This window comes from Paeniglutamicibacter sp. NPDC091659 (assembly GCF_044756805.1).
Taxonomy (GTDB): Bacteria; Actinomycetota; Actinomycetes; order Actinomycetales; family Micrococcaceae; genus Paeniglutamicibacter.
This window is the reverse complement of the sequence record NZ_JBIVTO010000015.1, coordinates 48,413-72,039: the sequence shown is the minus strand read 5'-3', so window position 1 is coordinate 72,039 and position 23,627 is coordinate 48,413. Positions and strand designations below refer to the sequence as shown.

General features: G+C 65.5%; 21 protein-coding genes and 1 pseudogene. 8 read left to right on the top strand and 14 right to left on the bottom strand.

What is annotated here, in order from left to right; translation table 11 throughout:
* Positions 1-75: 75 nt before the first annotated feature.
* Positions 76-573: a hypothetical protein gene (locus ACIQLF_RS20315; protein WP_400302586.1), complete on the top strand. Its 498-nt coding sequence runs from the start codon at positions 76-78 to the stop codon at positions 571-573.
* A gap of 55 nt (positions 574-628) precedes the next feature.
* On the opposite strand, the gene ACIQLF_RS20310 is transcribed toward ACIQLF_RS20315, so the two are convergent.
* Positions 629-970, bottom strand: coding sequence for a hypothetical protein (locus ACIQLF_RS20310; protein ID WP_400302584.1), 342 nt, complete (start codon positions 968-970; stop codon positions 629-631).
* Between the two features lie 476 nt (positions 971-1,446).
* On the opposite strand from ACIQLF_RS20310, the gene mobF reads away from it, so the two are divergent.
* From mobF to ACIQLF_RS20290, 4 genes are all read left to right on the top strand, one after another.
* Positions 1,447-5,793: a MobF family relaxase gene (gene mobF, locus ACIQLF_RS20305; RefSeq protein ID WP_400302629.1), complete on the top strand. Its 4,347-nt coding sequence runs from the start codon at positions 1,447-1,449 to the stop codon at positions 5,791-5,793.
* A 269-nt stretch (positions 5,794-6,062) separates the two neighbouring features.
* Positions 6,063-6,236, top strand: coding sequence for a hypothetical protein (locus tag ACIQLF_RS20300; RefSeq protein ID WP_400302582.1), 174 nt, complete (start codon positions 6,063-6,065; stop codon positions 6,234-6,236).
* A 556-nt stretch (positions 6,237-6,792) separates the two neighbouring features.
* A complete protein-coding gene (locus ACIQLF_RS20295) occupies positions 6,793-7,776 on the top strand; it encodes a hypothetical protein (RefSeq protein WP_400302579.1) in 984 nt (327 codons plus the stop codon).
* Positions 7,773-8,558, top strand: coding sequence for a hypothetical protein (locus ACIQLF_RS20290; RefSeq protein WP_400302577.1), 786 nt, complete (start codon positions 7,773-7,775; stop codon positions 8,556-8,558). Before ACIQLF_RS20295 ends, ACIQLF_RS20290 begins: the two co-directional genes overlap by 4 nt.
* Positions 8,559-8,686: 128 nt before the next feature.
* On the opposite strand, the gene ACIQLF_RS20285 is transcribed toward ACIQLF_RS20290, so the two are convergent.
* The 8 genes from ACIQLF_RS20285 to ACIQLF_RS20250 form a co-directional block, all read right to left on the bottom strand.
* Positions 8,687-9,307 (bottom strand): hypothetical protein, encoded by a 621-nt coding sequence (locus ACIQLF_RS20285; protein ID WP_400302575.1) that lies wholly within the window; start codon positions 9,305-9,307, stop codon positions 8,687-8,689.
* Positions 9,255-11,027 (bottom strand): type IV secretory system conjugative DNA transfer family protein, encoded by a 1,773-nt coding sequence (locus ACIQLF_RS20280; protein ID WP_400302573.1) that lies wholly within the window; start codon positions 11,025-11,027, stop codon positions 9,255-9,257. Before ACIQLF_RS20280 ends, ACIQLF_RS20285 begins: the two co-directional genes overlap by 53 nt.
* Entirely contained in the window at positions 11,014-12,612 is a 1,599-nt protein-coding gene (locus ACIQLF_RS20275; protein ID WP_400302571.1) for an ATP/GTP-binding protein, read from the bottom strand. The genes ACIQLF_RS20280 and ACIQLF_RS20275 overlap by 14 nt, the downstream gene beginning before the upstream one ends.
* Positions 12,609-14,132, bottom strand: coding sequence for a hypothetical protein (locus tag ACIQLF_RS20270; protein ID WP_400302569.1), 1,524 nt, complete (start codon positions 14,130-14,132; stop codon positions 12,609-12,611). Before ACIQLF_RS20270 ends, ACIQLF_RS20275 begins: the two co-directional genes overlap by 4 nt.
* Before the next feature lie 2 nt (positions 14,133-14,134).
* Entirely contained in the window at positions 14,135-15,709 is a 1,575-nt protein-coding gene (locus ACIQLF_RS20265; protein ID WP_400302566.1) for a hypothetical protein, read from the bottom strand.
* Between the two features lie 460 nt (positions 15,710-16,169).
* Positions 16,170-16,898, bottom strand: a complete 729-nt coding sequence (locus tag ACIQLF_RS20260) for a hypothetical protein (protein WP_400302564.1) — start codon at positions 16,896-16,898, stop codon at positions 16,170-16,172.
* A gap of 2 nt (positions 16,899-16,900) precedes the next feature.
* Positions 16,901-17,242, bottom strand: a complete 342-nt coding sequence (locus ACIQLF_RS20255) for a hypothetical protein (RefSeq protein WP_400302561.1) — start codon at positions 17,240-17,242, stop codon at positions 16,901-16,903.
* The gene (locus ACIQLF_RS20250) at positions 17,242-18,417 is read right to left on the bottom strand and encodes a MinD/ParA family protein (RefSeq protein WP_400302559.1); all 1,176 of its coding nucleotides are present in this window, start codon (positions 18,415-18,417) and stop codon (positions 17,242-17,244) included. Before ACIQLF_RS20250 ends, ACIQLF_RS20255 begins: the two co-directional genes overlap by 1 nt.
* Before the next feature lie 99 nt (positions 18,418-18,516).
* On the opposite strand from ACIQLF_RS20250, the gene ACIQLF_RS20245 reads away from it, so the two are divergent.
* The 3 genes from ACIQLF_RS20245 to ACIQLF_RS20235 all read left to right on the top strand — a co-directional run bounded on the left by ACIQLF_RS20245 (position 18,517) and on the right by ACIQLF_RS20235 (position 20,861).
* On the top strand, positions 18,517-19,602 hold the full coding sequence (locus ACIQLF_RS20245; protein ID WP_400302556.1) for a transglycosylase SLT domain-containing protein: 1,086 nt from the start codon (positions 18,517-18,519) through the stop codon (positions 19,600-19,602).
* Complete coding sequence (locus ACIQLF_RS20240) at positions 19,599-20,171, top strand: hypothetical protein (RefSeq protein ID WP_400302554.1); 573 nt, start codon at positions 19,599-19,601, stop codon at positions 20,169-20,171. Before ACIQLF_RS20245 ends, ACIQLF_RS20240 begins: the two co-directional genes overlap by 4 nt.
* A 93-nt stretch (positions 20,172-20,264) precedes the next feature.
* Positions 20,265-20,861 (top strand): hypothetical protein, encoded by a 597-nt coding sequence (locus tag ACIQLF_RS20235; protein WP_400302552.1) that lies wholly within the window; start codon positions 20,265-20,267, stop codon positions 20,859-20,861.
* Here ACIQLF_RS20235 and ACIQLF_RS20230 read toward each other — a convergent pair.
* From ACIQLF_RS20230 to ACIQLF_RS20210, 5 genes and pseudogenes are all read right to left on the bottom strand, one after another.
* A complete protein-coding gene (locus ACIQLF_RS20230; protein WP_400302549.1) occupies positions 20,823-21,563 on the bottom strand; it encodes a hypothetical protein in 741 nt (246 codons plus the stop codon). The two genes, ACIQLF_RS20235 and ACIQLF_RS20230, sit on opposite strands and share 39 nt — an antisense overlap.
* Before the next feature lie 5 nt (positions 21,564-21,568).
* Positions 21,569-22,264, bottom strand: a complete 696-nt coding sequence (locus tag ACIQLF_RS20225) for a hypothetical protein (protein WP_400302547.1) — start codon at positions 22,262-22,264, stop codon at positions 21,569-21,571.
* Between the two features lie 398 nt (positions 22,265-22,662).
* Positions 22,663-22,863: a hypothetical protein gene (locus ACIQLF_RS20220; RefSeq protein WP_400302544.1), complete on the bottom strand. Its 201-nt coding sequence runs from the start codon at positions 22,861-22,863 to the stop codon at positions 22,663-22,665.
* Between the two features lie 27 nt (positions 22,864-22,890).
* Positions 22,891-23,172: a zinc-binding dehydrogenase gene (locus ACIQLF_RS20215; RefSeq protein ID WP_400302542.1), complete on the bottom strand. Its 282-nt coding sequence runs from the start codon at positions 23,170-23,172 to the stop codon at positions 22,891-22,893.
* A gap of 187 nt (positions 23,173-23,359) precedes the next feature.
* Positions 23,360-23,581: pseudogene (locus ACIQLF_RS20210) on the bottom strand (alcohol dehydrogenase catalytic domain-containing protein); the annotation flags it as partial.
* Between the last annotated feature and the right edge of the window lie 46 nt (positions 23,582-23,627).

Below are 23,627 nucleotides of genomic sequence, written 5' to 3'. Positions count from 1 at the left end.
TGCCTACACGGGGTGCCCGGCTATGCTGGTTCCACATGACCGCAACAGCACGTACGAAGGGGGGCCAGGCACCGGATGCTCGACCAGCAGGCGGAAAGGCACGTCCCCGGGGCAACCATGACGCAGGCAAAGGCGGAGCGCCGCTTTTGGTCCAAGGTCATCCGCGGGCCGCGCCCTGAGCACTGCTGGATCTGGGTCGGCGCGATCGCCGATGACGGCTACGGCCGCTTCTACCTGGATGGCGCCTCGGTGCGCCCGCACCGCTACTGCCTCGCCTTGGACCAGGGATTGTCGCACCACCAACTGCCCGAGTTGATGCACGAGTGCGATGTTCCCCTCTGCGTGAATCCCCGGCATCTGGGCGTGGGGGACCGGCGGTCCAACATGGTGGACCGGGAACGCAAACTGCGCTCCGCCAACGGATCCGGGCTGCGATTCAGGGGCTTGCCGCGGGCGGCGATGGCCGCCCGTTCCCGCGCCCTGCGCGATGACCTCTTGGCGCATGGCTGGAATGACCGGCGCATCCATGCGATCAACGCCGGCCAGGGCGTCGACACCCCCACCCTGTTCTAAGACCCCCGCCAAGTCCCGGTCCGCACAATCGAACTGAACGCGATGGCGGCGGGGCCTAGGTTGTCGTGCCGGCCGCATCCACCAGGGACCGCAATTCGCCCACGGAAACCCCCAGGCGTTGGGCCACCAGCGCCCTGGATTCGCCGGCCGCGAGCATCTCCAAGACGATGCGTCCCCGCTGGATGCGCTCGACCTCGACCGTTTGCGTCGCTTGGTCCAGGATCTGTTGCGCCTGCACCCGGGCCCGCTCCATGTGCGCGGCGGACTGGTCCTCCAGCTCGAAGAAGTCGGCGGCCTTCTCGAGCAGCAGTTCGTGGCGCCGGGTCATTTCCTGTGCCTTGGTGCGCGCCTTTTCCCGGGCTGCCAACGCCGCCGCGGACTTCCGTTCCTTGGTCATGATTCCTCCCCATCCATCGAAACCTAACGGTCACCACAGGGTAAACCCGTAACCCGGGCCGCAACAGGGTTTCCGGTCCTGAACCGGGACTGCGGGTCTCGGCCTCACACATGGTTCCCACGCTCCGGTTCCGAGATTTCGGTGGACCCGTGCCGGTGCCAGGCCGGAAGCGCGCACAGGCCGGTGGCCTGTGGAAAAATCGGAAACAGCGCCTCGGTTGCACACCGTCGAATGCGCGGTGGATAACGAAAAGCGTGTTACCCACCGCGCATTCTCCCGTGCACAACCGCATCAACACCTTGATGGCCGCAGCGTGGCACGATGCCGTTCACGTTTCCTCGTCCCTCGGAAGAACAACATCGCTAATGGTTCGCCGAGACTGCTTCCTCCTTCGTCGGACTCGTCAAACCGCCATGCTTTGTCACACCTTATGCATCCTTGATAAATGAGGAGGCCGGGTTCACACTGGGGGTGTGATGACCGTGCACAAGCTCAGTGCGGGCGACGGCTACACGTACTACACCCGTGAAGTCGCCAGCGGTGATGAACTACGCGCCACGAACCGGGACCTGGGGGACTACTACCACCTCTCCGGCTACCCGCCGGGACAATGGGGAGGGCGCGGAGCCGCGCACCTGGAGGTCAGCGGCGAGGTCACCGAGGCGCAGATGCAGCTGCTCTACGGGGAGGGACTCCACCCGCGCTTCGGCGAAACCAGCGACCGCACCGGCAAACCCTTCGAGCAGAAACTGGGACAGCGCTACAAGCGTTTCACCCAGAAGGACAACATCCTCCACCACCGGATCACCACCGCCCTGGGGGACTTCGAACGCCTGCAGCACCGCGCCCCTGACGTTGATGAACGACGGATCATCAGGGCCAAGACCGGTGCCCAGTACTTCCGTGAACTCCACGGCCGCAACCCCGTCTCCAGGGAAGAACTCGGCCGGTTCATCTCCCAGCAGATGCACCCCGCGGCCCAGGCCGTGGCGGGGTTCGACATGGTGTTCTCCCCGCCGAAGTCGGTCTCCTACCTGTGGGGCGTGGGCGGGGAGAACACCCGGTTGCTGATTGAGCGGGCTCACCTGGCGGCGGTGGAATCGACCATGAAATACCTCGAGGATACCGCCGTATATACGCGGCGGGGGAAGAACGGGGTACGGCAGCAGGACGTGGCCGGCGGCCTCATCTACACCAGGTTTCGCCACTACGACTCCCGCGACGGGGACCCCCAACTCCACGACCACGTGGTGGTCTCCAACAAGGTGCTGGGCACCGACGACCAATGGGGAACCCTGGACGGGGCGCTGCTGTATCAGTTCAATGTGGCTGCCAGCGAGCACTACAACCGTTGTGTCATGGAGAACGTCTGCGAATCCCTGTGCGTGGCCACCACTGTGCGGCAGGTCCCCGGGAAGCGCCCGGTCACGGAGATCGCCGGGATCGATGTGCGAGCCATCGACGCCGCATCCTCGCGCCGGGGCCAGATCCAGTCGGCCCTACAGCTGCTGGTGGACAGGTTCCGTTCCGAGCACGGCTACGAGCCCAACCGGAAGCAAATGATCAGCCTCAGCCAACAGGCAACCCTCACCACGCGCGCGGACAAGAAGCACGGGAAACCGCTGGCAGAACTGGTCGCCGGCTGGCAGCACAAGTTCGGGGACATGCTCGGCCTGCCGACCGGGGAGGAAGCCCTTCGCCAGGCCCAACGTGCGTCCGCGGCGCTCGGGATCGGCGCATCGGGGATCCCGTTCGACCTGTCGGCGGACGAGATGCAGGGCCTCGCCGCGCAGGTGGTGCAGCGGATCGAGTCCGAGCGCGCGGTCTGGGGCGAACACCATGTCCAGGCCGAAGCAACCCGCCAACTCGGCGCCCTGGCCGGGGTCCGGAGACTGCCGGACACCATGGTCTTCGCCCTCACCCGCACCGTCCTGGAGGACCATTCATTGTGTGTGACCCCGGACCTGCCGGTGCCGCAACCGGTGGCCGGTGCGATGACGGCGGTGCACAAATACCAGAAAGCCAGGCGCAAGCTCTACACCTCCCACACCGTCCTGCAAGCCGAAAGCAACCTGCTGGAAGCCGCGCAACGCACCATCATTCCCGTGGCCTCCCACGACCAATTCACCCGGTGCCTCAGTGCGTTTGAGGGGCGGCTCGATGAGGGGCAACGGGCCCTGGCCGAGGAATTCACCTGCAGCGACCGGCTGCTGAAGATCGGCATCGGCCCGGCCGGCGCCGGCAAAACGACCGCCATGCGCCTGGTCGTGGACGCCGCCCGGGCCTCCGGCGGCAGGGTCCTGGCCGTCGCCCCGACCGCCGCCGCGGCCGCCGCGCTGGGTCGGGAGATTGGCAGCGACGCCATGACCCTGGACGCGTTCGTGCTCGGAGCCAATGAACCCACCGAACACTTTGTCCCCCTCATGCCGGGCGACATGCTCCTGCTGGATGAGGCAGGAATGGTCGGCACCGGGCTCTTCGCCCAAGCCGTGGACCTCGCCGCCGGGCACGGGGCGGTGGTCCGGGCGATCGGCGATGACCGCCAGCTCGGAGCCATCGGCTGCGGTGGCGCCTTGCGCCTGGTCGACCAATACGAACCCGCCGTCCGTCTGGAAACCGTGCACCGCTTCCGCAACCCCGACGGGACACCCAACGAGGACGAGGCGGCCGCCAGCCTGTCCCTGCGCCAGGCCCCGCTGACCGGGACCGACGACCCGTGGACGTACTACTGGGAGCACCGGCGCATCATGGCCGGAGACACGGACCTGATGGAACACCGTGTCTTCGCTGGGTGGCAAAAAGATCAAAACGCCGGGCACCATGCCCTGATGATCGCCCCCAGCAACGCCCTGGTCGGCAGCCTGAACGACCGCGCCCAGGCCTACCGCCTCCAACTTGGCGAACTGCACCTTGGGACCGGCACCGGACTGCAAAACGGTGCGCGGGCGTATGTGGGGGACGTGGTGGTCAGCCGGCGCAACGACCGGCGGCTTCCGGTGAACCGCGGCCACGACTTCGTGAAAAACAACGACGTCTGGACTGTCACCGGCATCAGAGGGGACGGGTCGCTGGATGTGCAGCACCGCGACCACCACGGCACCACGACCCTGCCTGCGGAGTATGTGCGAAACCACGTCGACCTCGGGTACGCCTCCACCATCCACCGCGCCCAGGGCATGACCTACGACAGTGCCCACTCGCTCCTGGCAGCCGGCCTGGACCGCGCCCAGGCGTACGTGGCCACCAGCCGCGGACGGTACGGCAACCGGGTGTATGTGGCACTGGAAGCGGGGGAGGACGCCCCGGGCGTGCTGGCGCGGATCGCCGCCGCCACCGCGGGAAACCTGACGGCCCACGACACCGCCACCGCCGAACGCTTGCGCTCCCGCAGCCTCGAGCACCTCGGTGCCGTCTACCGGGACTTGGTCGACCAAGCCCGGGACCAGCGCCTGCGCACCCTCTTCGCCGCCCACGTGGACACCGAGGAAGCCCACCGATACTTCCGCTCCCCGGCCTGGGACGCCGTCGCCCACCACCTGGGAACCGCCGAGAACCGGGGGCTGGATGCGCACCGGCTCATCCAGGACGCCCTGGATGTGGGCGAGATCGAATCGGCGCACGACCGCTCGGCCGTGATGGCCTGGAGGCTGGAACGACTCATGGAAAGCCGCGAACGCCTCCTGGCCGAAGCCCGCCGGCCCCTCAAAGACATACCTTTCGGGCACCTCGGGCACCTGCGCGACCTCGCCCTCGCGCGCCATCACGGCATCCTTAACGAACCCGCCACCCTGACGACCACGGGGGCCAAGCCGTGGCGGCACCGCCTCTACGGGCATCTGGGGGATGACGAACTCGCCGCGCGGATCGCCCGGACCGAGGATGAACGCGACCGGCAGATCCCCTCCGACCCGGAAAACAAGACCCAAGAACTTGAATGGGCGCTGGACAGGCTGCATCAGGAGCGATCCCTGCGGGAGACCCTGCCCGACGATGTCCACCGGGCCGAGACGTTCCAACGAGAACGCACCGCCCGCATCCACGGTGCCGACATCATCCTGGAACGGATCAACGACGAACTTCAACTGCGCTCCCTCGTGGACCAGCGTGAACACGAAACCCCGCGGGATCTGCCCGAATGGTTCGCGCCCACAGCGCACCTCTGGAAGCCCGAAACCCCCGCCGCCTGGGCCACGCAAATCCGGCAGTACCGAGACGTGGTGAAACGCGAATTCACCCGTGTTGGTGCTGAACTGGCCGAGAACCCACCGCCGTGGCTCCACGATTTGGGGCCGGTGCCCCGCCGCGCGGACCGCCACCGGGAGTGGCGCGACCTGGCCGCCGAGGTCGCCGCCTACCGACACACCTACAACATCCCCGATAGCGAACCGGGCCTCGTCCCCAAGGAACACCGGGACAATCCCCTGGCCAAGGACTTCAGGACGCGTGCCACCGCACTGCACAAACACAGCAGCCTCACCACGAAGCCCCCGCTCACCCCGGGGGAACGTACCGTGGAGCGCATCGAGGCCGAACTGGCCGCCGCCCCCAATGCGGTGCCGACGGCAGCCGAGGCTGCGATCGCCGAACTGCGCCGCCGGCGCCACGAAACGAACCACCTGGTCCAGCCGGCAACCGAGGATGCCGGGAACGAGCCGGGCGCTGCGCCCGCACCCGCAACGAACCCGGGCGGGGACGCCGGGGAACCGACGTTGCGCGAGAGGCTGGAACGGCTCCGGGAAGTACGCATCCCGAAGGTCCGCAAGACCCGGCGGGGCGAGGACCCCGGGTCCGGGCCGGATGCCGAGGGACCGCGACTGGGATGACCGGCGCCGCATGGTAGATGGACGGAGCCATCGCGAGGGCATGAATTTCATGGATCGGCGGCGGCACCGCTTTGAATTGGTTGCGGTAAGCCGAACGGCGGCGGGACAGCGTGACGGGAACGTTCTGTCCAGGGCACAATTTTTGGGGTTTCCGCACGTAGCATTGATTCACGAGTCCACAAGGTTGTCTCCGGCCGTCCCTTTGCATCGCCGGGATCGGTAATGCGGGCCATGGACGTTGCGCCGATGTGGTGCGGGAAGGATATGGCATGACGATGACTGAGCAGCGACGCAACTGGGTCATCGAGGCCGCCCACAGCATGAGCCTTGAGGGCCTTGAAGTCAGTGACGACTACCGTGCGGAGTCCGAGGAATATGTTGCTGGAAAAGTGACATCCGACGAGCTGGTAAGAAAAGCGCGTGCCCGGTTTGGGCTCGACTGACTTCGACGGCTCCGCGCCCGATCCCTGGACCGACCCAACAACGGGCATTCTCAAGAACCTCGTTGGAGCCACAACCAGCCAACAACTTGCAGCTGCCGAAGCCGACCTTGTCGCCGTCCGCCTGGTGTAGCTGCGCAACAGCGTCCACATTGAAGCAACTGCAAGTTCAGGACTCCCGGCCACACAAAGATCCTTGGTCCAGGTAGGAACTAAAGAGGCCACGTTCTTTGGTACCGGAATAGTCGAACTGCCCCGAAAAGGGGTTTCGTAAGTTCGTTTCGAAGTCTCACAGCCCCGTAAGAGGGTCCCCGGGCGGCGCGAGTGCGACCGACTTCCCTTGATCAAAAAATCGGTGCGTTTCCGCGGCCGCCAAATTTCAACAACACCTGCCAAGGTCTATTTTGACCGGTCGAGGACACCACCTGCGGTGGTGAACCCTACTCGGTCGTCCGGCCGCACGGATTTCTGGAAAAATTTGCCATTGTACTCATGCATGTGATGAACTGTCCAACAAGAAACAACCCGCTACTCGGGATGAAACTTGTTGGAGGGTCGCATGAATGTCGATGTGGTTGCACTGCTGCGCGAGCTCGACATCGGAATCGCCGAGGGAGCCACCGAGCGCAGCTGGCTCCTGCGCTTGCCGTCGGGGGAATCCTTCCTGGTGGAGCCGACCGTGTCCCTGGATCACGTAACCTCCCATGCGGTCCGCAACGTTTCCTCCCATCGCAGTTCCCCGGTTGGTCCCCTGTTCGTCGGTCGCACCATCACTCCCGGCATGCTTGAGCAGGCCAAGGCGGGGCATTTCGACGTCCTCACCGAGCACCCGCTCCGGCTGGTGATTCGAGGATCCGTTTACGCGAGCGAGGATCCAGTCCAGGCCCCGGTACGGAGACGTCCCTCCGGCCGGGCAGCGTGGGTTCGCTGGGCGGTGGGCCGCTGCCTGCTTCTTTCCACCGGGCCGCAGCGACAGCCGGTGATCGCCGATCTTCTGGGCACCAGCCAGCAATCCGTCTCCAATGCCGCCCGCCAGCTGGGGGACTTGGTCGCAGACGGCGGGCGCGGACTGACGGCCGTCGACAAGGAGGCGTTGCTGGGGCATTGGGTGGAGGAATACTCCGGTCCCGGCGGGCAGGAATTCGGCTGGTACAGCCTGGACCCGATTGTCGAGCAGACGCTCAAGGCCGCGAAAGCCGCCGAGCTTTGTGATGCCAGTCCGCTGGTCAGCGGCGACGTGGCTGCAGACCGGCTGGCTCCGTGGAAATTGCCCTCCCGTGGCCGTATCTACGTCAACCGTCCCATCGACCTGGGCGACGACGGCTTCGTCCCGGCGCCCGTGGAGGAAGCCACGCTCATCACGTGCATACCCCGGGACCCAACACTGTGGCGCCTTGCCCATGCCATGCCATCCCCGGGCTCCGGGGCATCTGCCCTGGCTGATGCCGTCATGGTCTACTGGGATGTCCTGGCCAGCGGCGACATGGACAGTGTGGAGGCCGCCGGCCACCTCAAGGAACTCATCATCAGGAGCAATCAGTGACGGACGTGATCGAACCGATCAAGGTGCGGGTCCACGCCCTCAGCATCTCGGATGCGCTGGGCTACCGTGCCCAGCAGGCCGTGGCCCAGGCGGTGGCAGATCGCGGCGACTACCGAATCATCGGCGGTCACATGGTCCGCATGCTGCTTCACGTCTACCCGACGGCGAACGCGGTGCTTCGGTCCACGGCGGATGCGGACGCCGCGCTGGGAAGCGTCGAGGTTCTTGAGCCGGTGACCCAGAACCTGGTTGCCGCGAACTTCACCAAGGAGGGCGGGAACATCCTGTTCAAGGATGTTGGTGCCGAACAGCGGATCGAGATCAACCTGTTGCTCGCCCGGACCGGAGCAGCCCAGGGCCTCCGGGCGCAGTCGGTCCCCGGGGTCGGCCAGATCGACACCTTGCCCGAGCTGCGGTTCGCCTTGATGACCCCGGCACTGGTCATCGACGTCGAAGCGCATCTCGATGACACCGAAGCCATCGAGTACCAGACCCGGATCCCCAACCTGGAAGCAGCAGCGGTCCTCAAGGCCCATAGCTGGAAGGACCGCGGATCGGAGAAGGACCTGGCCGACCTGCACAGCCTGCTCGAAATTCGTGACGCGCACCCGAGCACCGAGTGGCTCCTGGGTGATCCGGATCCGATCGGGTTCCGCAAGGACACCGCGCGCATCCTGAAGGACCTGGCAGGCAAGGTCACGCGGAAGAACGCAGGGTTCCCGGTACCGGGCTATCTGAACCGGATTCGGTTCGCTGCACTCATCTCAAGGCATATCGCCTAAGCGGAGGAAAGCGAAGGCCCCCTGGGGTATTTGCTACCGGGTTTCCATTCATGTGCGGATGCATCCACTGGAAGTCACAGCGGGACCCATCATGGGGGACGCGGCGACATATCCTTCGGGCCTTGAGGCTAGCCGTGGAACCGCTTGTCGGCAGCCGAATCGCTCCGGTGGGTTAAAGATTCCAGCCACTCGCGGAATTCCAGGTGGTTCTCTCGGCCCGTGTCCGGGCGCCGTGGTTCTCGGTGGGCGCCGAGGCAGTTGCCCCAGCCAGCTGCCTTGTCACCGGACAACCGCTTGATCGTGGGGTGAAGGATCCGATCGTGCCAGTACGCCGGGGCATCGTTGGGTTCATCGCTCCCGCAATAGGCGGCCTGCCAGGCCACGAACATGGCCACCAGTTCCTGGACGACGGCGCTGTGGTGGAACCAGCACGGCGGGATCACGTGCTCCTCGACCCCGGGGTAGGTTTCGTTGTACCAGTTGATCCAGTCGGAAAGCTGGCCGAGGAAGTGGCGCCGCTGCGCCGCGGTGGCGCACCCCAGGTTCCACGGGGCCGGGTCCTGGGGTGCGGGGGAGCTGCCCGGTTGTTCGAGGTGCTTGACCAGGGCGGCCAGCGTTTTCTGCTGGTCCTGCAGCGTCGCGTGGAGGTGTTCGAGCTTGTCGTCGTGTTCGAGCACGATTTCCTCCAGCGTGCCCTCAGGTTCCGCGGCGGAGGAAGCGTTCCCCGAGGCGTTCGATGAATCGACCATGGCCCTGCACCTCCGCCCCGGCTTCCTCATCGACGGGCAGTTTGCCGCACATTCTCTCGGCCTGCCGGCTTTGCTCCTTGAGCAGTTTCCAGTCCTTGCGCTCCCACAACGGGTGCATCCGCCCGACAAAGGGCGGCAGGTTCCGATACACCACCAGCGCCTGGCCGACGCGCAGGTGCTTGATCTCCTCGGCCTTCATCACCTGCACCTCTTCGAGGCTCACGGTCGTTGACCCTCCATTGCGGCCGGTGGATCGGCTGCGGCGTTGCCGGTTCTTGGTGCCCATTTCCGCCGCGTAGTCTTTCAGGGCTTCGCGCTTGAGGCCCGGCATCAACACGACGACGTTTGCTGTCTCCTGGATGGCCCTGGCCGCGTCGGTGCCCCACCGTGCCTCGTTCTGGGCGAAGGACTGCGAGAACCCGAGCACCCGGATGCCGCGGCCCCCGGATTCGGAGAGCACCGCCGGCATGTCCCGGATGGCCGCAACGTTCGGTGCCTCGTCGAGGAACATGGTGAACACCGGCCAGAGGCGTCCCCCGGCACGCTGCTGGGACAGGCGTTTGGCGGTGCGGAACACGAAGTCGGTAAACATCGTCACCAGGGGTGCCAGCGGGGAGGCGTCCCCGTCGGCGATCACGTACACGGTGTTCGGGCCGGACAGGAATGCCTCGGCGTCGAAGGCGGCGCGTCCCTCGGGGACCAGCTGGGCGAGCACCCGGCCTGAGGCCAGCGGTTCGAAGAGGCCCTGGAGGGTCATCTTGATGCCGTCCACCGCTTCCCCGGCACGCGAGGAGCGCAGGTCCACCAGCCTGGCCACGAAGGGCTCGGGTGCGCCGTGGCGGCGCAGGATTTCCACGGGTTCGGCGTCGGTGAAGTCCGCGGCCCAGCGCATGACATCGCGCAGGTCCCTGCCCTCCAGCGCAGCGGCGTGCAGGAGGCGCCCGAGCACGGCGGCGGCCTGGTCGGCGAACCAGTCCCCGCCCTTCACGTTCCCCTTCGCGGTGGCCCTGGCCCAGGCCTTGCCGCGGGCCAGGGCCTCGTCCTCGTCCTGGCATCCGCGCACCGGATTCCACACCACCTGGTGCGGCCAGCCGGTGATTTGCTCCAGGTCGAACGCGGACACCTGGCCGACGTCCAGGCGGGGGACGGCGGTGTGGGTGAGGACATCGACCTTGGTGGAGGTCGCCAGGACCGGGCCCGGGGCACAGAGGATGCCGGGGGCCACGATCGTGAGGGTCTTGCCGGCGCGGGCCGGGGCGTAGGTCCAGCACGAATCCTCGAACTGCATGTACAGGGGTTTTTTGCCGTCGGGTGTAGCGGCCATGGTGACCACGAGGTCCTTGTCCTTGGTCCCGGGCGGGACCCGCAGGGCCTTGCGCGCATGATTGGCGGCACGCCGCAGGGACAACGCCCGCAGGGTGCCGGGGGAGGGGCCCGGCTCGTTCTCCCTGGCCCGCAGGTTTTTGGTGCCCTCCACGATCAAGGCCGCGGCCAGGACCAGACCCACGAACAATGCCAGGGTGATGAAGGTGGAGGCGAACGGCCATGCGACCCGGCCCCGCACGAGGCCCGCAGCCAGGTCCCGGGCATTCCAGGAGATCGCCGATCCGGTGGGGGTGACCGCCTCGCCCAGATTCAGGGCCGCATAGGGGACGGCGAGCAGGAGGGCCATCACCAGCAGGGGCCCGGCATTGGTGCCGCGTTGCCTAGTCCCCGGCATGTTGCACCTGCCTCATCGCCCCGTCGGTGTCGGTGAGTGTCACCTCGCTGGGGCTGCGCAGGTGCCGGGCCCTGATGGGCACCTCGCTGCCGATCTTGAGCAGACAGCTGCCCGTGGGCATCTTCAGGATGTCGAGGTAGCTGGAGGCCGGCAGGTCGTACATGTCTAGGACCGCCCGGGCGTCGGCAGGTTTCTTTTGCTGGTAGATGAAGATGGTGTCGCATTCCTTGATGATCGCCTGCGCCGTGGACCCTTCGGGAACGTCGCTGATGTGGTGGAACGCGAAATGGCTGGAGAGCCCCAAAGCGCGGGAGAGCTTGAGGTTCCGGGCGATCACCTCGGCCACCGTCCCGCGCACCAGGTGCCAGGCCTCCTCGACCAGCAAATGGGTGGGCCGGTTCTGGGTGCGGCGGTGCAGCATGTTCGCCAGCCACGTGTTCACCAGCGTCATCACGATGGCCAGGGCGGGACCCGATTCGGGCAGGTTGGACACGTCGAACACCGTCAGCCCCTCACCGAGCTGGACCTCGGGGGAGGTCTCCCCGTCGATGAGGCCTGCAAGGTCGTCGCTGATCAGACGCTCGAGTTCGAAGGCGATTTCCAGGCCCCAGCCGCGCAGTTCCGCCAGGGTGACCTCCACTTCCCGTGCGTCCTCCTCGTCCGGGTGCAGGAGCGCGTCCATGACGTGGCTGATGGTCGCCACATAGCCGTGCTCGGCGGCATTGCGCAGGGCCCGGGCATGGGCGGTGCGCAGGGCCTTGCCCTCGAACGGGGTCAGGGGACGGGCGAGGGCTTCTTCGGTGACGGCCCGCAGCAACATGGATTGCCCGGCCGGGGCCCCGGTGTGCCTCTCGTCGTGGTCCCCGGCACCGATCCGCGGGTCCAAGATGTTGATGCAGGATCCGCCGCCGCCGATCCTGAAGGCGATTGGTTCGCGTCCCAGATGCCGGCACAGGGGAGCATATTCCCCTTCCCCGGTGCCTTTCTGGCGTTTCTTGTCCAGCACGACGATGTCCCGGCCCAGGACCAGGGGCCTAAGGAGTCCCCAGGTTTTCATGGCCGAGCTTTTCCCGGACCCGACGTCCCCGATGTAGCAGACGTTCGGGTTCTGCACGGTGTGCCCATAGGCGAAGAACGGGTCGTGGCTGATGATCCACCCGGTGCCGGTGTCCAGCCCGAAGATCAGCCCCTTGTGGTTGGTCGGCGGTGCCGCGACGGCCAGCAGGCTGGCCTCCATCTGCCGGGTGGAGGAGAGGGCGCCGGGCGGGGCCGGGTCATAGAGCCCGAGCTTGGAGCCGGTGGCAAGCCTGCGACGGGCGTGCCAGCGCAGGTCGTTTGGGGACCCGTCGGTGGTTCCCGGATCCGCTGCTTTCCGGGATTTCCTTCCGCGCCGAAGCCTGGCCTTGGCCCTGGCGCCGTCGTTGGTTGCCTCCGGCGACGGGCGCCCCTGCCGGGTCGTGGCCGGGGCTGTGGTCTGGAGTGCGGTGTCGGCCCGGGATTGGTCCTTCCGCCGGCCGGCGCCGGACCATGATTGTCTGCCTTGGACCGTCGACCGGCCCGGGAGCTTGTCCTTGATCAGGCTCATGGCCGGATCCCCCGGCCCAGGGGAAGCACGGCGGCGAGGGCCAGGTCCTGCTTGCGGTCCAGCCACTCGATGTGCCGCACCCCGGCATTGGAGGCGGCAGCCTCCAAGTGGGTGGCGACCGATTCGAGCTGGTCCTCGCGTTCCACCGTGTAGCTCAGGTAGGCGGCCCACGCGGCCCCGTGGTGGCCCTGTCCGGGCATCAGATCCTGGGCTCGTTGCTCGGAGGCTCCCAGCATCACCTCGTCCGTGCCGTCCGAGAGCATGCCCTTCTTGGCACGTTCACGCTTCTTCGCATGGTCCCGGGTCCGGTGCCGGCGCGCCCTGGCGCGCGCCTGTTGACTGTCCTGAAGGGCATTGATCCACGACACCGAGTGGATCACCGGCGGGTAGATTCCCGACACCAAGTGCTTCAGCGCCTGGACCGGGAGCTCCCCGACCTCGAACCCGTCCCGCGGGATGTAGCCCACCCGGGTGAAGCCCTTCCCGTTGACCTGGACCCCGTGCCTGGACGCGCCCCCGTCCAGGTGCTGCCAGACCCGGTCGATGGACGCGGCCTCGTAGTCGTCGATGGCGTACGTGTAGGGGTCCTGACAGTGGGCGAAGAGGGACGCGACCAGGGAATTGTCCAACGGTCGGAACGCGGTGATGGCATTCAGGGTGACGGCCAGTTCCATGACGGCCCGGGCCTCGTTGGTGATCGCCCGGTATATCCCCTCGAGGCCGCCGCCGTTGGCCGCGCCCATCCGTCCCAGGACCACGGACGAATTGAATCTCAGCACCACGTAGGACCGGTGTTGTTCGGCCCGCGCATCGGCTTCCAGGCAGAGGTCCTGGTAGGAGCGCAGCACCTCGTCGCTCGCATCGGGGGACACATAGGCGGCCAGCCACTGGGTGTGGTCGGTGATGTCGGAGGGCACCGAGCGGGCAAAGGACTGGACATGGCTGACCGGCGAGGTCCGTCGCGCGCAACGGGCCAGGACCTGTCCCCACCCGATGTGTGCCGCGTCCTCGAAGTCCTCTTCCTGGACCCCGCTGGCCGCACCCTGGACCTCGAAGACGACGGTGTAGAAGGACGGGCCTCCGGCCTGTTGACGGAAAATCGACGCGGCGTCCCGGACTGAAAAGGGGACCTCGGCGATCCTCACATCCCCCACCATCAAGGGTGCCGTATCCCGCAACCCCTTCGAGGATCCGGAGGATTTCGAGTCCGTTGGCAACCCGGTGGCCAATGCGGGGTCAAAGACGTTTCGACCGGTGCGACGCCGGTACACGGCATAGACGCGTTCGACCAGCAACCCGGCGGGGCTGCGGCCACCCCAGATGGAGGCGGGGGAACTCAGCGCCACCCCGGTGACACCCATGAGGACGGCGAGAAAGAACGTCCCGAGGTTCTCCCCGCCGGCAAAGCCAATGACCAGGGCCAGCAGCAGGCTGCCCAGCGCGAGGGCCCATTCGTAGGCGGTGCGCCCTCCGGCATCGCGGGCACGGATTTCCCCGCCCAGGATGACACTCCGGGACATGGTCATTCCCCCCAGTTCTTGGGAACCATGGCCTCGGAGGCTTCACGTGCACGACGGGCCCCTTCCCGCCCGGCATGCAAGGCCCCCACGGCACCGGCCTGCAGGGGTTTCACCGATGCCCGGGCCACGGCCCCGGCCGCACTACCCAGGACGCTGCCGGTCGACCGCGACTTACGCCCCGGGGTTTGTTCCGGATGCCCGGACGATGGCGCGCTTCCGGCATGGTTGTTCGCAGTATCGGCGACGGACGCCGGGACCCCGGAGGCGGGAACGCCCGGTGTCCCGTGTGCTGGCTGGCTCGGGTGCGGGGCTGTTGACTTGTTTCCTGGGTCCCCGGAGCTGTCTTGCCGCGGCGAACCGGGCTCGGGTTGTGAACCACCCTTGTTCCTGCCAACTCCGGCACGTTCGCTGGACTTCGTGGTGCCCGTTCGATGATCACTATCGTTACCCGCAGCGGAGCGGCCGGCATGAGACAACGCCGGCCCGCCGGGCCTAGCAGGGCCTCCGCCCGAACCCGGGCCGGGACTTCCCCCGAAGCCGCCGGAATCAGCTGGGCCAGCACCGCCCGATCCGCCTCGGGAACCCCAATTACCGGGGTTTCCTGCCAGGCCGGTGGACGATGCGCCGCCGCGTTTGGAGGAGATCGATCGCGACACCGCAGCCCCGGCACCGGCAGCAACCGCTGCGCCGGCCACATTGGGTCCGCCCCCGAACTGGAAATCATTGGCCGGCATCGCGGGCATCAACCGGAAGATCGCCGCCGGGGCAAACAGCACGGCGATCAGCACCATGGCCGTCACGGCAAGGCTGACCGCCGTGGACAGGACACCGTTCGCCTCCGACGTGAGCACTTCCTGGTGCGCAAGGATCCAGAAGATCCCGCCCAAGAGCAGATACAGCACCGGCTTCAGGAACATCAGCCCCAGCACCGTGGTGCCGACCTTGAGGGCGTACGGCTTGGTGCGGGGGTGGATGAACATGCCGACCAGCAGCGCCAGCGCCAGCGCTGCCGAGGCCTGCAGGAACGGCACCATGGCCAAGTAGATCAACACGCCCCACGAGCCAATCAGCAACAGGCCGAAGAAGAGCAGGGCGATCAGGGGGCCGAACCATTCGGTGGATTCCAGGGCCCCGAAGCGCGCGATGACGACGATGAAGTCGGTGACCTGGGACCCCGCGAACGCCCCGGTCCCTGCCGCCAGACCCGAGGACCACTCGCCGAGTTGGTGCATCAAGGGTGGACCCCAGATGGCCAGGATGGCACCGCCGGGAGCGTAGTACATCAGGGCGTTTTGGTAGGCATCGTCGGACATTTCCCCGCGGCTGTAGGAATGATGGAGTGCGAAGATCATTAGTCCCATGAGCACCAGCCCGACGCCGGCGAAGGTCGCCCACATGCTCCGGAATCCTTGGTCCCCGGCATCGAAGGAAGACACGGTGGTGATCTGCTCGAGGACCTTCTGGGTGGAGCTCACGCTTTCGACCTTGGCGGTGTTGGCCATTTTTTCAAGCTCGGACTGCGGATCGGCAATGAACTTCGCAACGGCGATACCACCCTCGGTAAGCCCGAGGACCACACGCCCATTGGGCGATTGTTGCAAAGCGATTTTCACCATTGGGCCACCGGCGACGTTTAGTGCTGTGATGATGCTGTTTGCAGTGCATTGCGTGTAGGCAGCAACGTTCATGCCGACTTGTCGAAGCGCAGGGCAGATACCAACGGGAATTTTCTCAATTCCAAGCGCATGTTCCGCTGTGGGCCACACCAAGGTAAAGGCTTCCCTGACAATTTCTTCACATCGCTTACCTTTGAGAAGCAATGTGTAAAAGAGGGCATCTCCGCATCGTTCCTTGGCATTTTCGTTGATGAGTGAATCACGAATCTCCAGCTTCTGCGCGGGGTCCAGATTTTGGAACCTCTTCCACTGGTCTGGAGTCATGCTTGCCGGAACCTCGTCGGCAGCAACGGCACTTGGTGCGGTCGTCAACTGGAACGCAAAGACAGCGAAAAACAGCAGAAACAGTATTTTGAAGGATCTACCGTGTCGCATTGTTCACCACCTTCCACCCTTCACGACTGATCGAGTGACCGTCGTCGGCAGTAAATAGCGCATCAATGATCTCCTTGGTAATTGCAGGAGCAGTATCCATCTGCAATTGCAGGCTAAGAGTTTCAGTCGCATCACCGGTGTACGAGGGAACGCGTTTCCAGTCCCCATTGGTCCAAAGGAGTTCTGCTGGCCCTGCCTGAACAAGAACGTAAGGCTCTGTGTCAGGAAAATTTTTGAACACAGTTACATCCGAGACCACAACCTCTGCGTGCTTACCTGCTTCGCAATTCAGTGGCTTGAAGATACCGAGTGTTCTGACATCAGACGATAGATAATCGTTGACGCCATTTTCCTGCATGAGTTTTTCCAGAGAATCGGCAGCTATAGGGACGGTGTAGATGAACTCAAGGGTTTGTTGCGTTTCCTGCCAGTTTCTATCAGCGGTTTGTTCAGTCTTGCGGTAATTGATGGCTGCTGCATAGGCGCCTTCACACGTCGGTGGATACCCGATGGGTGTCACGCCGTCGGGACCCATCTTGGTTCCACCTTCGCCGGCTTTCACCGGTGATATCTCGAAGCCTTCGGCGTTGGTGCCAAGCGATGCACCGGGGCTCGGTTCGGTGGCGCGTTTGCCTGACAGCATGATGCTGGCCGTGACGACGGAGGCGACCAGCAGCACCAAGACGGTGATGAGCAGCGCGCGCTTCCGCGTCATGGCTACAGCATTCCCGCCACGGCCAGCAGGGCACCGAGAATGATCCCGGCGATCGCCGTGCCAAAGAACGCGATGGCCGAACGCTTGGCCCCCGATGAGCCGTCCTCGACGTCGTCGATGTTTCCGCGCTGCCCGGCCATGCCCCACTTGGCCAGGTTCCAGAGGAACGCCGCGGCAATGGCCGCCAATGCGAGGGCCCAGATGGCACCCAGAACCAGGGTGACCATGTTGGAGAACTTCACGCCCAACAGCTCCAGGTTGGGGGAGACCCCGTCCAGGGGGTTGGGGCCGGCGGCCGTGAGACCGAGGGCCAGCAGCGATGTGAGACTCGGGTGCGTGATCATCAGCTCCGTGTTCCTTTCAAGGCCGGGTTCTTCTTCTCGTCCACCGCCCAGGCATAGAGCCCCTCGGCAATGCGAGCACAGACGCGTTCAAAGGCCCTGCGGGTCTCGTCGCTGACCAATTGCCAATCGATGATGGCCCCGGTGTCCAGGGCCGGATCGAAGGGGATGTCCACGATGTGTCCGCGGTCCCCGATCGCCTCGCCGATGAGCTCCCGCAGGCGGCCGCGTTCCTTCGGGCTTGCCTGGGTGCGCTGGGAACCCGGGGTGACCACGACGACCGCGCGGCGGCACAATTCCTCGTAACGGGCCACGCCTTCGAGATCGCTCATGGACTCGAGTTGCTCGATCATCCGCAGCATGGACGCGACGGAGTTTTGCTTCAGCGTCACGGGGATGACCAGCTGGTCCGTTTCATCCAGGCAGGCGAGCCAGTTTGCGGCGCGGGTGTTGTTCCCCGAGTCCACGACCACGATGTTGTAGAAGCGTTCCACCACCGCGCGGATGGCATTGAATTCGGTGTTCCCGATCATTTTCATCCGCTCGGGATCCTCATCGGAGATCAGGGCCGAGAACCTGTTGTTTCCCTGGTGGCGGGTGTAGAAGGACAGGTCGCCCTTGCGGGTGTGCTCCGCCTGCAGCTTGGGCAGCTCGTCCAGGAGATCGCAGATGGTGGTGCGTGAACCATTGGAGTTGGTCCTGATGCCCAGGGTCCCCATGGTTTCGTTGTTGTCCCAGACCAGGGTGTCCAGGGTGCTGTGGATGCCGAACGTGGAGCCGATGCCCACACTGGTCATCGTCTTGCCGGCCCCGCCCAGCGGTTGGGTGACGAACACGGTCATGGGGCGCGGGAACACCCGTTGAATCGTGGAAATGTCGTTGCGGCGTTCAAGTTCGGCGTGGCCGGCCGGGGGATTCCAGAGCCCCGCGGTGAGGGTCCTGGCCCATCGTTGCCATCCGTCGCCGGCCGGCAGCTGCTGGTCCACGTTTTCTTCCTTGAGGACGGCGGCACTCCTGCGACCCCGGACCAATCCGGCGGGCGGTTGGGGTGGTGTCTGGTCGTTTGGCTGGATGTTCTGGTCAGGTGGTTTTTCCGGCGGTTCCGTGAGGGGTTTGAGTGCGGTCACGGCTGCAGTGCGTCGTCGAGCCGATCCCGGCCAGTCAGGTTCCACGGTCATGATGACCTCCTTATGCCTCGTGGCCCTAGAGTAACATTCCACTTAGAGATAGTCTCTAGGTCAACGAGATGAAACTTTTTTGTGAAGGCTTGTGGCGCAATGGTCAGTCGCAGAACACTCATCGGCGGGGGCTCGGGGCTAATCCTCGGAGGCCTGGCAATCCCGCTCCTCCTGGGCCCGGCACGGGACAACGGCCAGGACACTGGAGGTATCGGCCCCGTGTGCACGCCCACCGGGGAAGGCTTGCGGGTCCAGGCCGTGGCACGTCAGGAGTGGGTTCCGGCGTTGCAGACAGCAGCACTCGAAGCGGGCATCCCGGCACAGTTCCTGGCAGCCCAGATCGAGGCCGAATCCGGGTGGAACCCCCAGGCGGTGAGCCCTGCCGGTGCCAAGGGCTTGACCCAGTTCATGCCCGGCACCTGGGAACACTACGGGCGCGGCGCAGATCCCTTTGACCCCCTCGCGGCCATCGAGGCCCAAGGCCGCTACCTGCACGACCTGCAAGGCGCCGTCGCCGAGGTCAAGGGCGAGGACCCTCGGCGGTTGGTGTTCGCCGCCTACAACGCCGGCCCGGGGAATGTGCTCAAGTACGCGGGAATCCCGCCGTTTCGCGAGACCCGAAGCTATGTGGCCAAGATCTTTGATCTGGCCCAACGCATCTACAGTGCCGACTGCGCCGGCAGCGGCCCCCCGGAGTTGCGGCCGGGGGCGGGGACGTGGATCCATCCCCTGCCGCAGGGCCGGCTCACCAGCGGATTCGGGCCCAGGCCGTGCCCGACGGGGGCGAGCTGCAACCGCTGGACGACCTTTCACTTCGGGCTGGACTTTTCCACCGGGCGCGGGCGAACCACGGGTCGGGGCGCCACGGTCATCGCGCCGACCCCGCTGCGCATCACCCTGGTCCAGGAACTCGCCCCGGGATACGGGTCGCGCATCATGGCCAGGTGTCTGTGGGAGCCCGGCTACATCTTCGACTTCCACCACTTCGCCGTCGGATCCATGAAAGTTCGCCCGGGACAAGACGTGGAAGCCGGAACGCCGCTGGGCATCGAGGGAAACACCGGCAACTCGACGGCGGCACACCTGCACTTCCAGGTCATCAAACCCGAATCAAACGAGCAGCACATGATCCATGCAGACACCATCGACCCGACCCCGATACTCATCGAAAAGGGCATCGTATGATCCTCACACGCCGCGCACTGCTCGGCACCCCGGCACTCGTCCTTTTGGCCGGCTGCGCCTCCGGGCCCGCAACATCACCCCAGCCATCGACGCTCGACCCGGTCCTCGGATCCCCGGCCCCCGGGTCGTCCGGTCCGCCGGATTCCGCCCGGGAACAGGTCGCGCTCGAGGCCTTGAAGGTCATGGCGACCTGGCACACCGATTCGGACACCACCCAGACGGCGGCGGACCTGCGCGCCCGCCCCTACTTCACCGAGGAACTGGCCGGCTCGATCACCGCCCCGGCGCGCAACGGCGCCAGCGGAGAATGGTTCGCCCACCCCCGCAGCGTGTCTGTACCGCATGTCATCGCGCTGGAGGCAACCGATTCGATCGCCCCGGGAACCTGGGCCTACGAAGTCACCTGGGAATGGGCCAATCAAGCAGGCCACGCCACGCCCGGCGCCTCAATCCGTCTCTACAGCCTTGCGATGGCAAGCACTCCCGCAGGATGGAAAATCAGCGACTACACCTACGAGGAATACCCCCGGCAGGGCGCGGACCCCGCCGATGCGGGGAACACCGAGTAACGAATCCGGCGCAGCAGCAGAAACCAGACCAGAATGGGTTCAGAGCCGCCATGCTCCGAAACGAGCGCCCCCCATCACAGGAAGCCACGAACCATGACAGCACCGACGAGATCCCCGGCAACGCCTCGACTGGCACGGGCGGTTTCCCATGTCTTTGCCCCGACGGTACTCGTCACCGCGCTGCTGCTCTTGACCCCGCTCAGGTTTCCCCAGGTCTCGTGGGGACAGGCGCTCCTGGCCACGACCTTCACCACCCTCATCCCGTGGGCGGCCCTCGGCTGGGCCCGAACCACCGGGAAGGTCAGCGATGTCCATGTGACCCGACGCGAACAACGCTGGCCGCTGCTGCTCACCGCACTGGCCTCGATCCTGCTGGGCCTGGCGCTTCTGGTCATGACGCACGCCGAACCTGTACTGCTCCGCGAGGTCCTGCTGATCCTGCTCGGCCTGCTGGTCACCGGCGGCATCACCATGGCGTGGAAGATTTCCATTCACGTGGCGGTTGCCGCCTTCGTCTTCCTCCATGCCTTCGAAAACCTCGCCTTCGGACCCCACCTGGCCGTGGCGATGGTGGCCGTGACCAGCTGGTCGCGGATCCAGCTGCGCCACCACACCACCAACCAGGTCTTCGCCGGGGCCGTCGTCGGCGCCCTAGTCGGCGTGTTCGCTCTGGTACCCGCGCACTGGTGAGGCGCCTCTGTTGCACCGGATGCGGGCAATGAATGCCAGGGTGGTGCCGGTCGCGACCAGGACAATCGAGGGATACAAGACCAGGTCAACGACCACCGCGTAACCGGGGGCAAGCAACTCGCCCAGGTGCGCCACGGGAACCACGGGCACAAGCATGAAGCCGACCGCCATCAACCGCATCGCGGATCCCGACAGCCCGGTGCACTCCAGAGACGCCCGCAGCAGGGGTCTGGCCAGGACGGCCGCGACGAACGCGGGGTACAGGTAGCTCAGGGCCTTGTAGAGGACGATCATCGGGTCATCCCTGAAGGGGTTCAGGCCCATGACCGAGTATTCCGGTGCGGCCAGGATGAACGCGGCCGTCATGGCCGCGGCGCCGCCGCCAAGAACCACTGCCCCGACGGGTCCGTGAAGCAGCCGGTTGAGGTCGTGGCGCCCGATGCCCAAGGCGACCTCGGACCCGCCCAGCCAGAACATCAGGTAAAAGCCGAAGTGCGACACCAGATTGGCGATGTTCCGTCCGCCCAGCAGGGCGTCGGCCGCCATGTAGACGGGGGTGACACTGAGCCACAACACCAGAGCCATCACCAGGTGTGCCAGCCACACCCGGACCTTGGCCCGGTCGCGCAATGCGCCGGGAGCCCTCGCCATGACCAAGACGCAAAAGACCACGGCCAGCGCACCTGCGATCCAGTTACCCATATTCATCACCCCAGATGATTGATAAAGTCCTGACTTCGTTGTTCCCGCACAAGTGCGGCATGAATCCGTGTCTCCACCAGTTGCAGGCGTTCCACCTTTCCCAGCCCCCGGAGCCACTGCACGCGTTCATCAACCACCCACCCTGCCTCCTCAGGAGTCAGCAGGTGGGACGCCACCAGCGCCGAAACCTTCGGAACATTCGCGTACTGCGCAGCAAGCAACGCCAGGTCAAAACGCAGGGCCCCGTTCAACATTTTTGACAGCCCCGGGTTGCTGATCGGGCCGGCCGTTTGCAGGTATTTGCGCAACCTGCCGTCGGGGTCGATGCTGTCGATCCACTGTCGGCTGGTTTCCCCGAAATGGGTCGGACCCAGTGATGTTTCGGTGACGGGTTCGGCGAATTCGATCGCGGCACACGCGCGCAGCAGGTGCTCCCACCGGATGAAGGCGTCCACTTCGCGCCGGTCGGGTCGGGAAGGCTCGAGATGCTCGTAGCCCTTGAACGAACGCAGTTGTTCGAGGGGGTCTATGTCCAAAACGCGGGAGACCTTGATGATCGTTTCCTCTTGGACCCGGTCGCCCGTGAGCTGCTGGATGATGCGGATTCGGGAGAAGCCGGCTTTCTTTGACAGCACCGTCAATCCGACCCCGGGCGCGACCGAATTGAGCCAACGCTCAACTTCCGTCTTAGTCAGAGGCACTTTTACTTCCCGTCCAGGAGCTTGCTCTCCAAATCTAGCTGAACACCCTCATGTCTGCGACATAGGATAGAAATCCGCCTGATGACGTCCCTCCAACCGGCCAATAATTTCGCCGGCTCAGGCCCACTAGGCGGGTGCGGTCATGTCGAACCGTGGACTGCGATCGCATTTGGTGTCGAGCCGGCTCAGTTTCCAGATGGCATTGGGCGTTAATGCAGATCCCCGGCACTTGGTAGTCGACGTCAGCGTGACGGGGCACCGTGTCTCCTCGGGCTTTCCAAGCGATCTGAACCAACTGATGCCTTGGCAAGGACGGCTGTGGTGAACGACTGCATTTCACTCCTCATCTTTTATTGATAGTCGTGGAATCAGGTGCCTCCCCGTTTTGGTTGTCCGGTCTAGAAGAAGATCACGGGTTTCACCGTCACGCCGCTGCGCATGTCGTTGGCGGCCTGCTGGATGTCGGCCAGGGGATAAGCGCGTTCGATCCGTTCCAGCGGGAAGACGCCTTCGGCGTGCAGTGCGGCCAGGCGCGGGACGAGCTCGCCGGGGGCCGCATCGCCATAGGTCACGCCCTCGACCTTGCGTCTCGACAGCAACGGCGTCATGCTGACCCGGAGCTCCGTTCAGGGGGAGGCCACGCCGCAGATGACGACCTTTCCGCGCTTCGCCGAGGATTCGATCGCGCCGGAGCCGACGACGGGGCTCGCTGCCGTGTCGAAGGTGTGGGTGACCCCCACCGCGTCGGTCATTTTGAACAAGACTGAATCGACGTCCTCCTTCGAGGCATCGATAGTGTGCGTCGCGCCGAATTCCAGGGCGATCTCGAGGCGCGAGGCAACTCGGTCGATCGCGATGAGCATCGTGGGACGCCGCCGGGCGCCGGCCCACACCGCCGACAGGCCCACCGCGCCGGTTCCGTAGACGGCATACCGTCGAGGTTTCGTCCGGGTCGACGACGTTCCACATCGAGCCCACGCCTGTGATGATTCCGCAGCCCAGCGGCGCGAGCGTCACGAGGTCGGCGTCCGGGGCGACCTTCACCACCGAGCGCGCATCGGCGACGGCCGAGTCGTTTTCGCGGAACATGCCCAGCAAGTTCCGGGCAAACCAGGTCTCGCAGTATGTGGTGTGGTTGCCGCGGCACAAGGCGCATTCCCCGCAGAACGTGAAGCTGAGCAGCACCTTGTCACCCGGTGCCACCTCGGTCACGCCGGTGCCGACGCTCTTGACGATGCCGCCGCCCTCGTGCCCGACGATGCCTGGCAGCGTGAACGGCATGTCGTGGTTCTGCACTCCCCGGTCCGTGTGGCACATTCCGCTGGCCACGATGTGCACGAGCACCTCGCCGGCACCCGGCGGA

Coding starts and splice junctions, on each gene's coding strand:
- ACIQLF_RS20315 (WP_400302586.1), top strand. CDS start 76: ATGCTCGACCAGCAGGCGGAAAGGCACGTCCCCGGGGCAACCATGACG.
- ACIQLF_RS20310 (WP_400302584.1), bottom strand. CDS start 970: ATGACCAAGGAACGGAAGTCCGCGGCGGCGTTGGCAGCCCGGGAAAAG.
- mobF (WP_400302629.1), top strand. CDS start 1,447: ATGACCGTGCACAAGCTCAGTGCGGGCGACGGCTACACGTACTACACC.
- ACIQLF_RS20300 (WP_400302582.1), top strand. CDS start 6,063: ATGACGATGACTGAGCAGCGACGCAACTGGGTCATCGAGGCCGCCCAC.
- ACIQLF_RS20295 (WP_400302579.1), top strand. CDS start 6,793: ATGAATGTCGATGTGGTTGCACTGCTGCGCGAGCTCGACATCGGAATC.
- ACIQLF_RS20285 (WP_400302575.1), bottom strand. CDS start 9,307: ATGGTCGATTCATCGAACGCCTCGGGGAACGCTTCCTCCGCCGCGGAA.
- ACIQLF_RS20280 (WP_400302573.1), bottom strand. CDS start 11,027: ATGCCGGGGACTAGGCAACGCGGCACCAATGCCGGGCCCCTGCTGGTG.
- ACIQLF_RS20275 (WP_400302571.1), bottom strand. CDS start 12,612: ATGAGCCTGATCAAGGACAAGCTCCCGGGCCGGTCGACGGTCCAAGGC.
- ACIQLF_RS20270 (WP_400302569.1), bottom strand. CDS start 14,132: ATGTCCCGGAGTGTCATCCTGGGCGGGGAAATCCGTGCCCGCGATGCC.
- ACIQLF_RS20260 (WP_400302564.1), bottom strand. CDS start 16,898: ATGACGCGGAAGCGCGCGCTGCTCATCACCGTCTTGGTGCTGCTGGTC.
- ACIQLF_RS20255 (WP_400302561.1), bottom strand. CDS start 17,242: ATGATCACGCACCCGAGTCTCACATCGCTGCTGGCCCTCGGTCTCACG.
- ACIQLF_RS20250 (WP_400302559.1), bottom strand. CDS start 18,417: ATGACCGTGGAACCTGACTGGCCGGGATCGGCTCGACGACGCACTGCA.
- ACIQLF_RS20245 (WP_400302556.1), top strand. CDS start 18,517: ATGGTCAGTCGCAGAACACTCATCGGCGGGGGCTCGGGGCTAATCCTC.
- ACIQLF_RS20240 (WP_400302554.1), top strand. CDS start 19,599: ATGATCCTCACACGCCGCGCACTGCTCGGCACCCCGGCACTCGTCCTT.
- ACIQLF_RS20235 (WP_400302552.1), top strand. CDS start 20,265: ATGACAGCACCGACGAGATCCCCGGCAACGCCTCGACTGGCACGGGCG.
- ACIQLF_RS20230 (WP_400302549.1), bottom strand. CDS start 21,563: ATGGGTAACTGGATCGCAGGTGCGCTGGCCGTGGTCTTTTGCGTCTTG.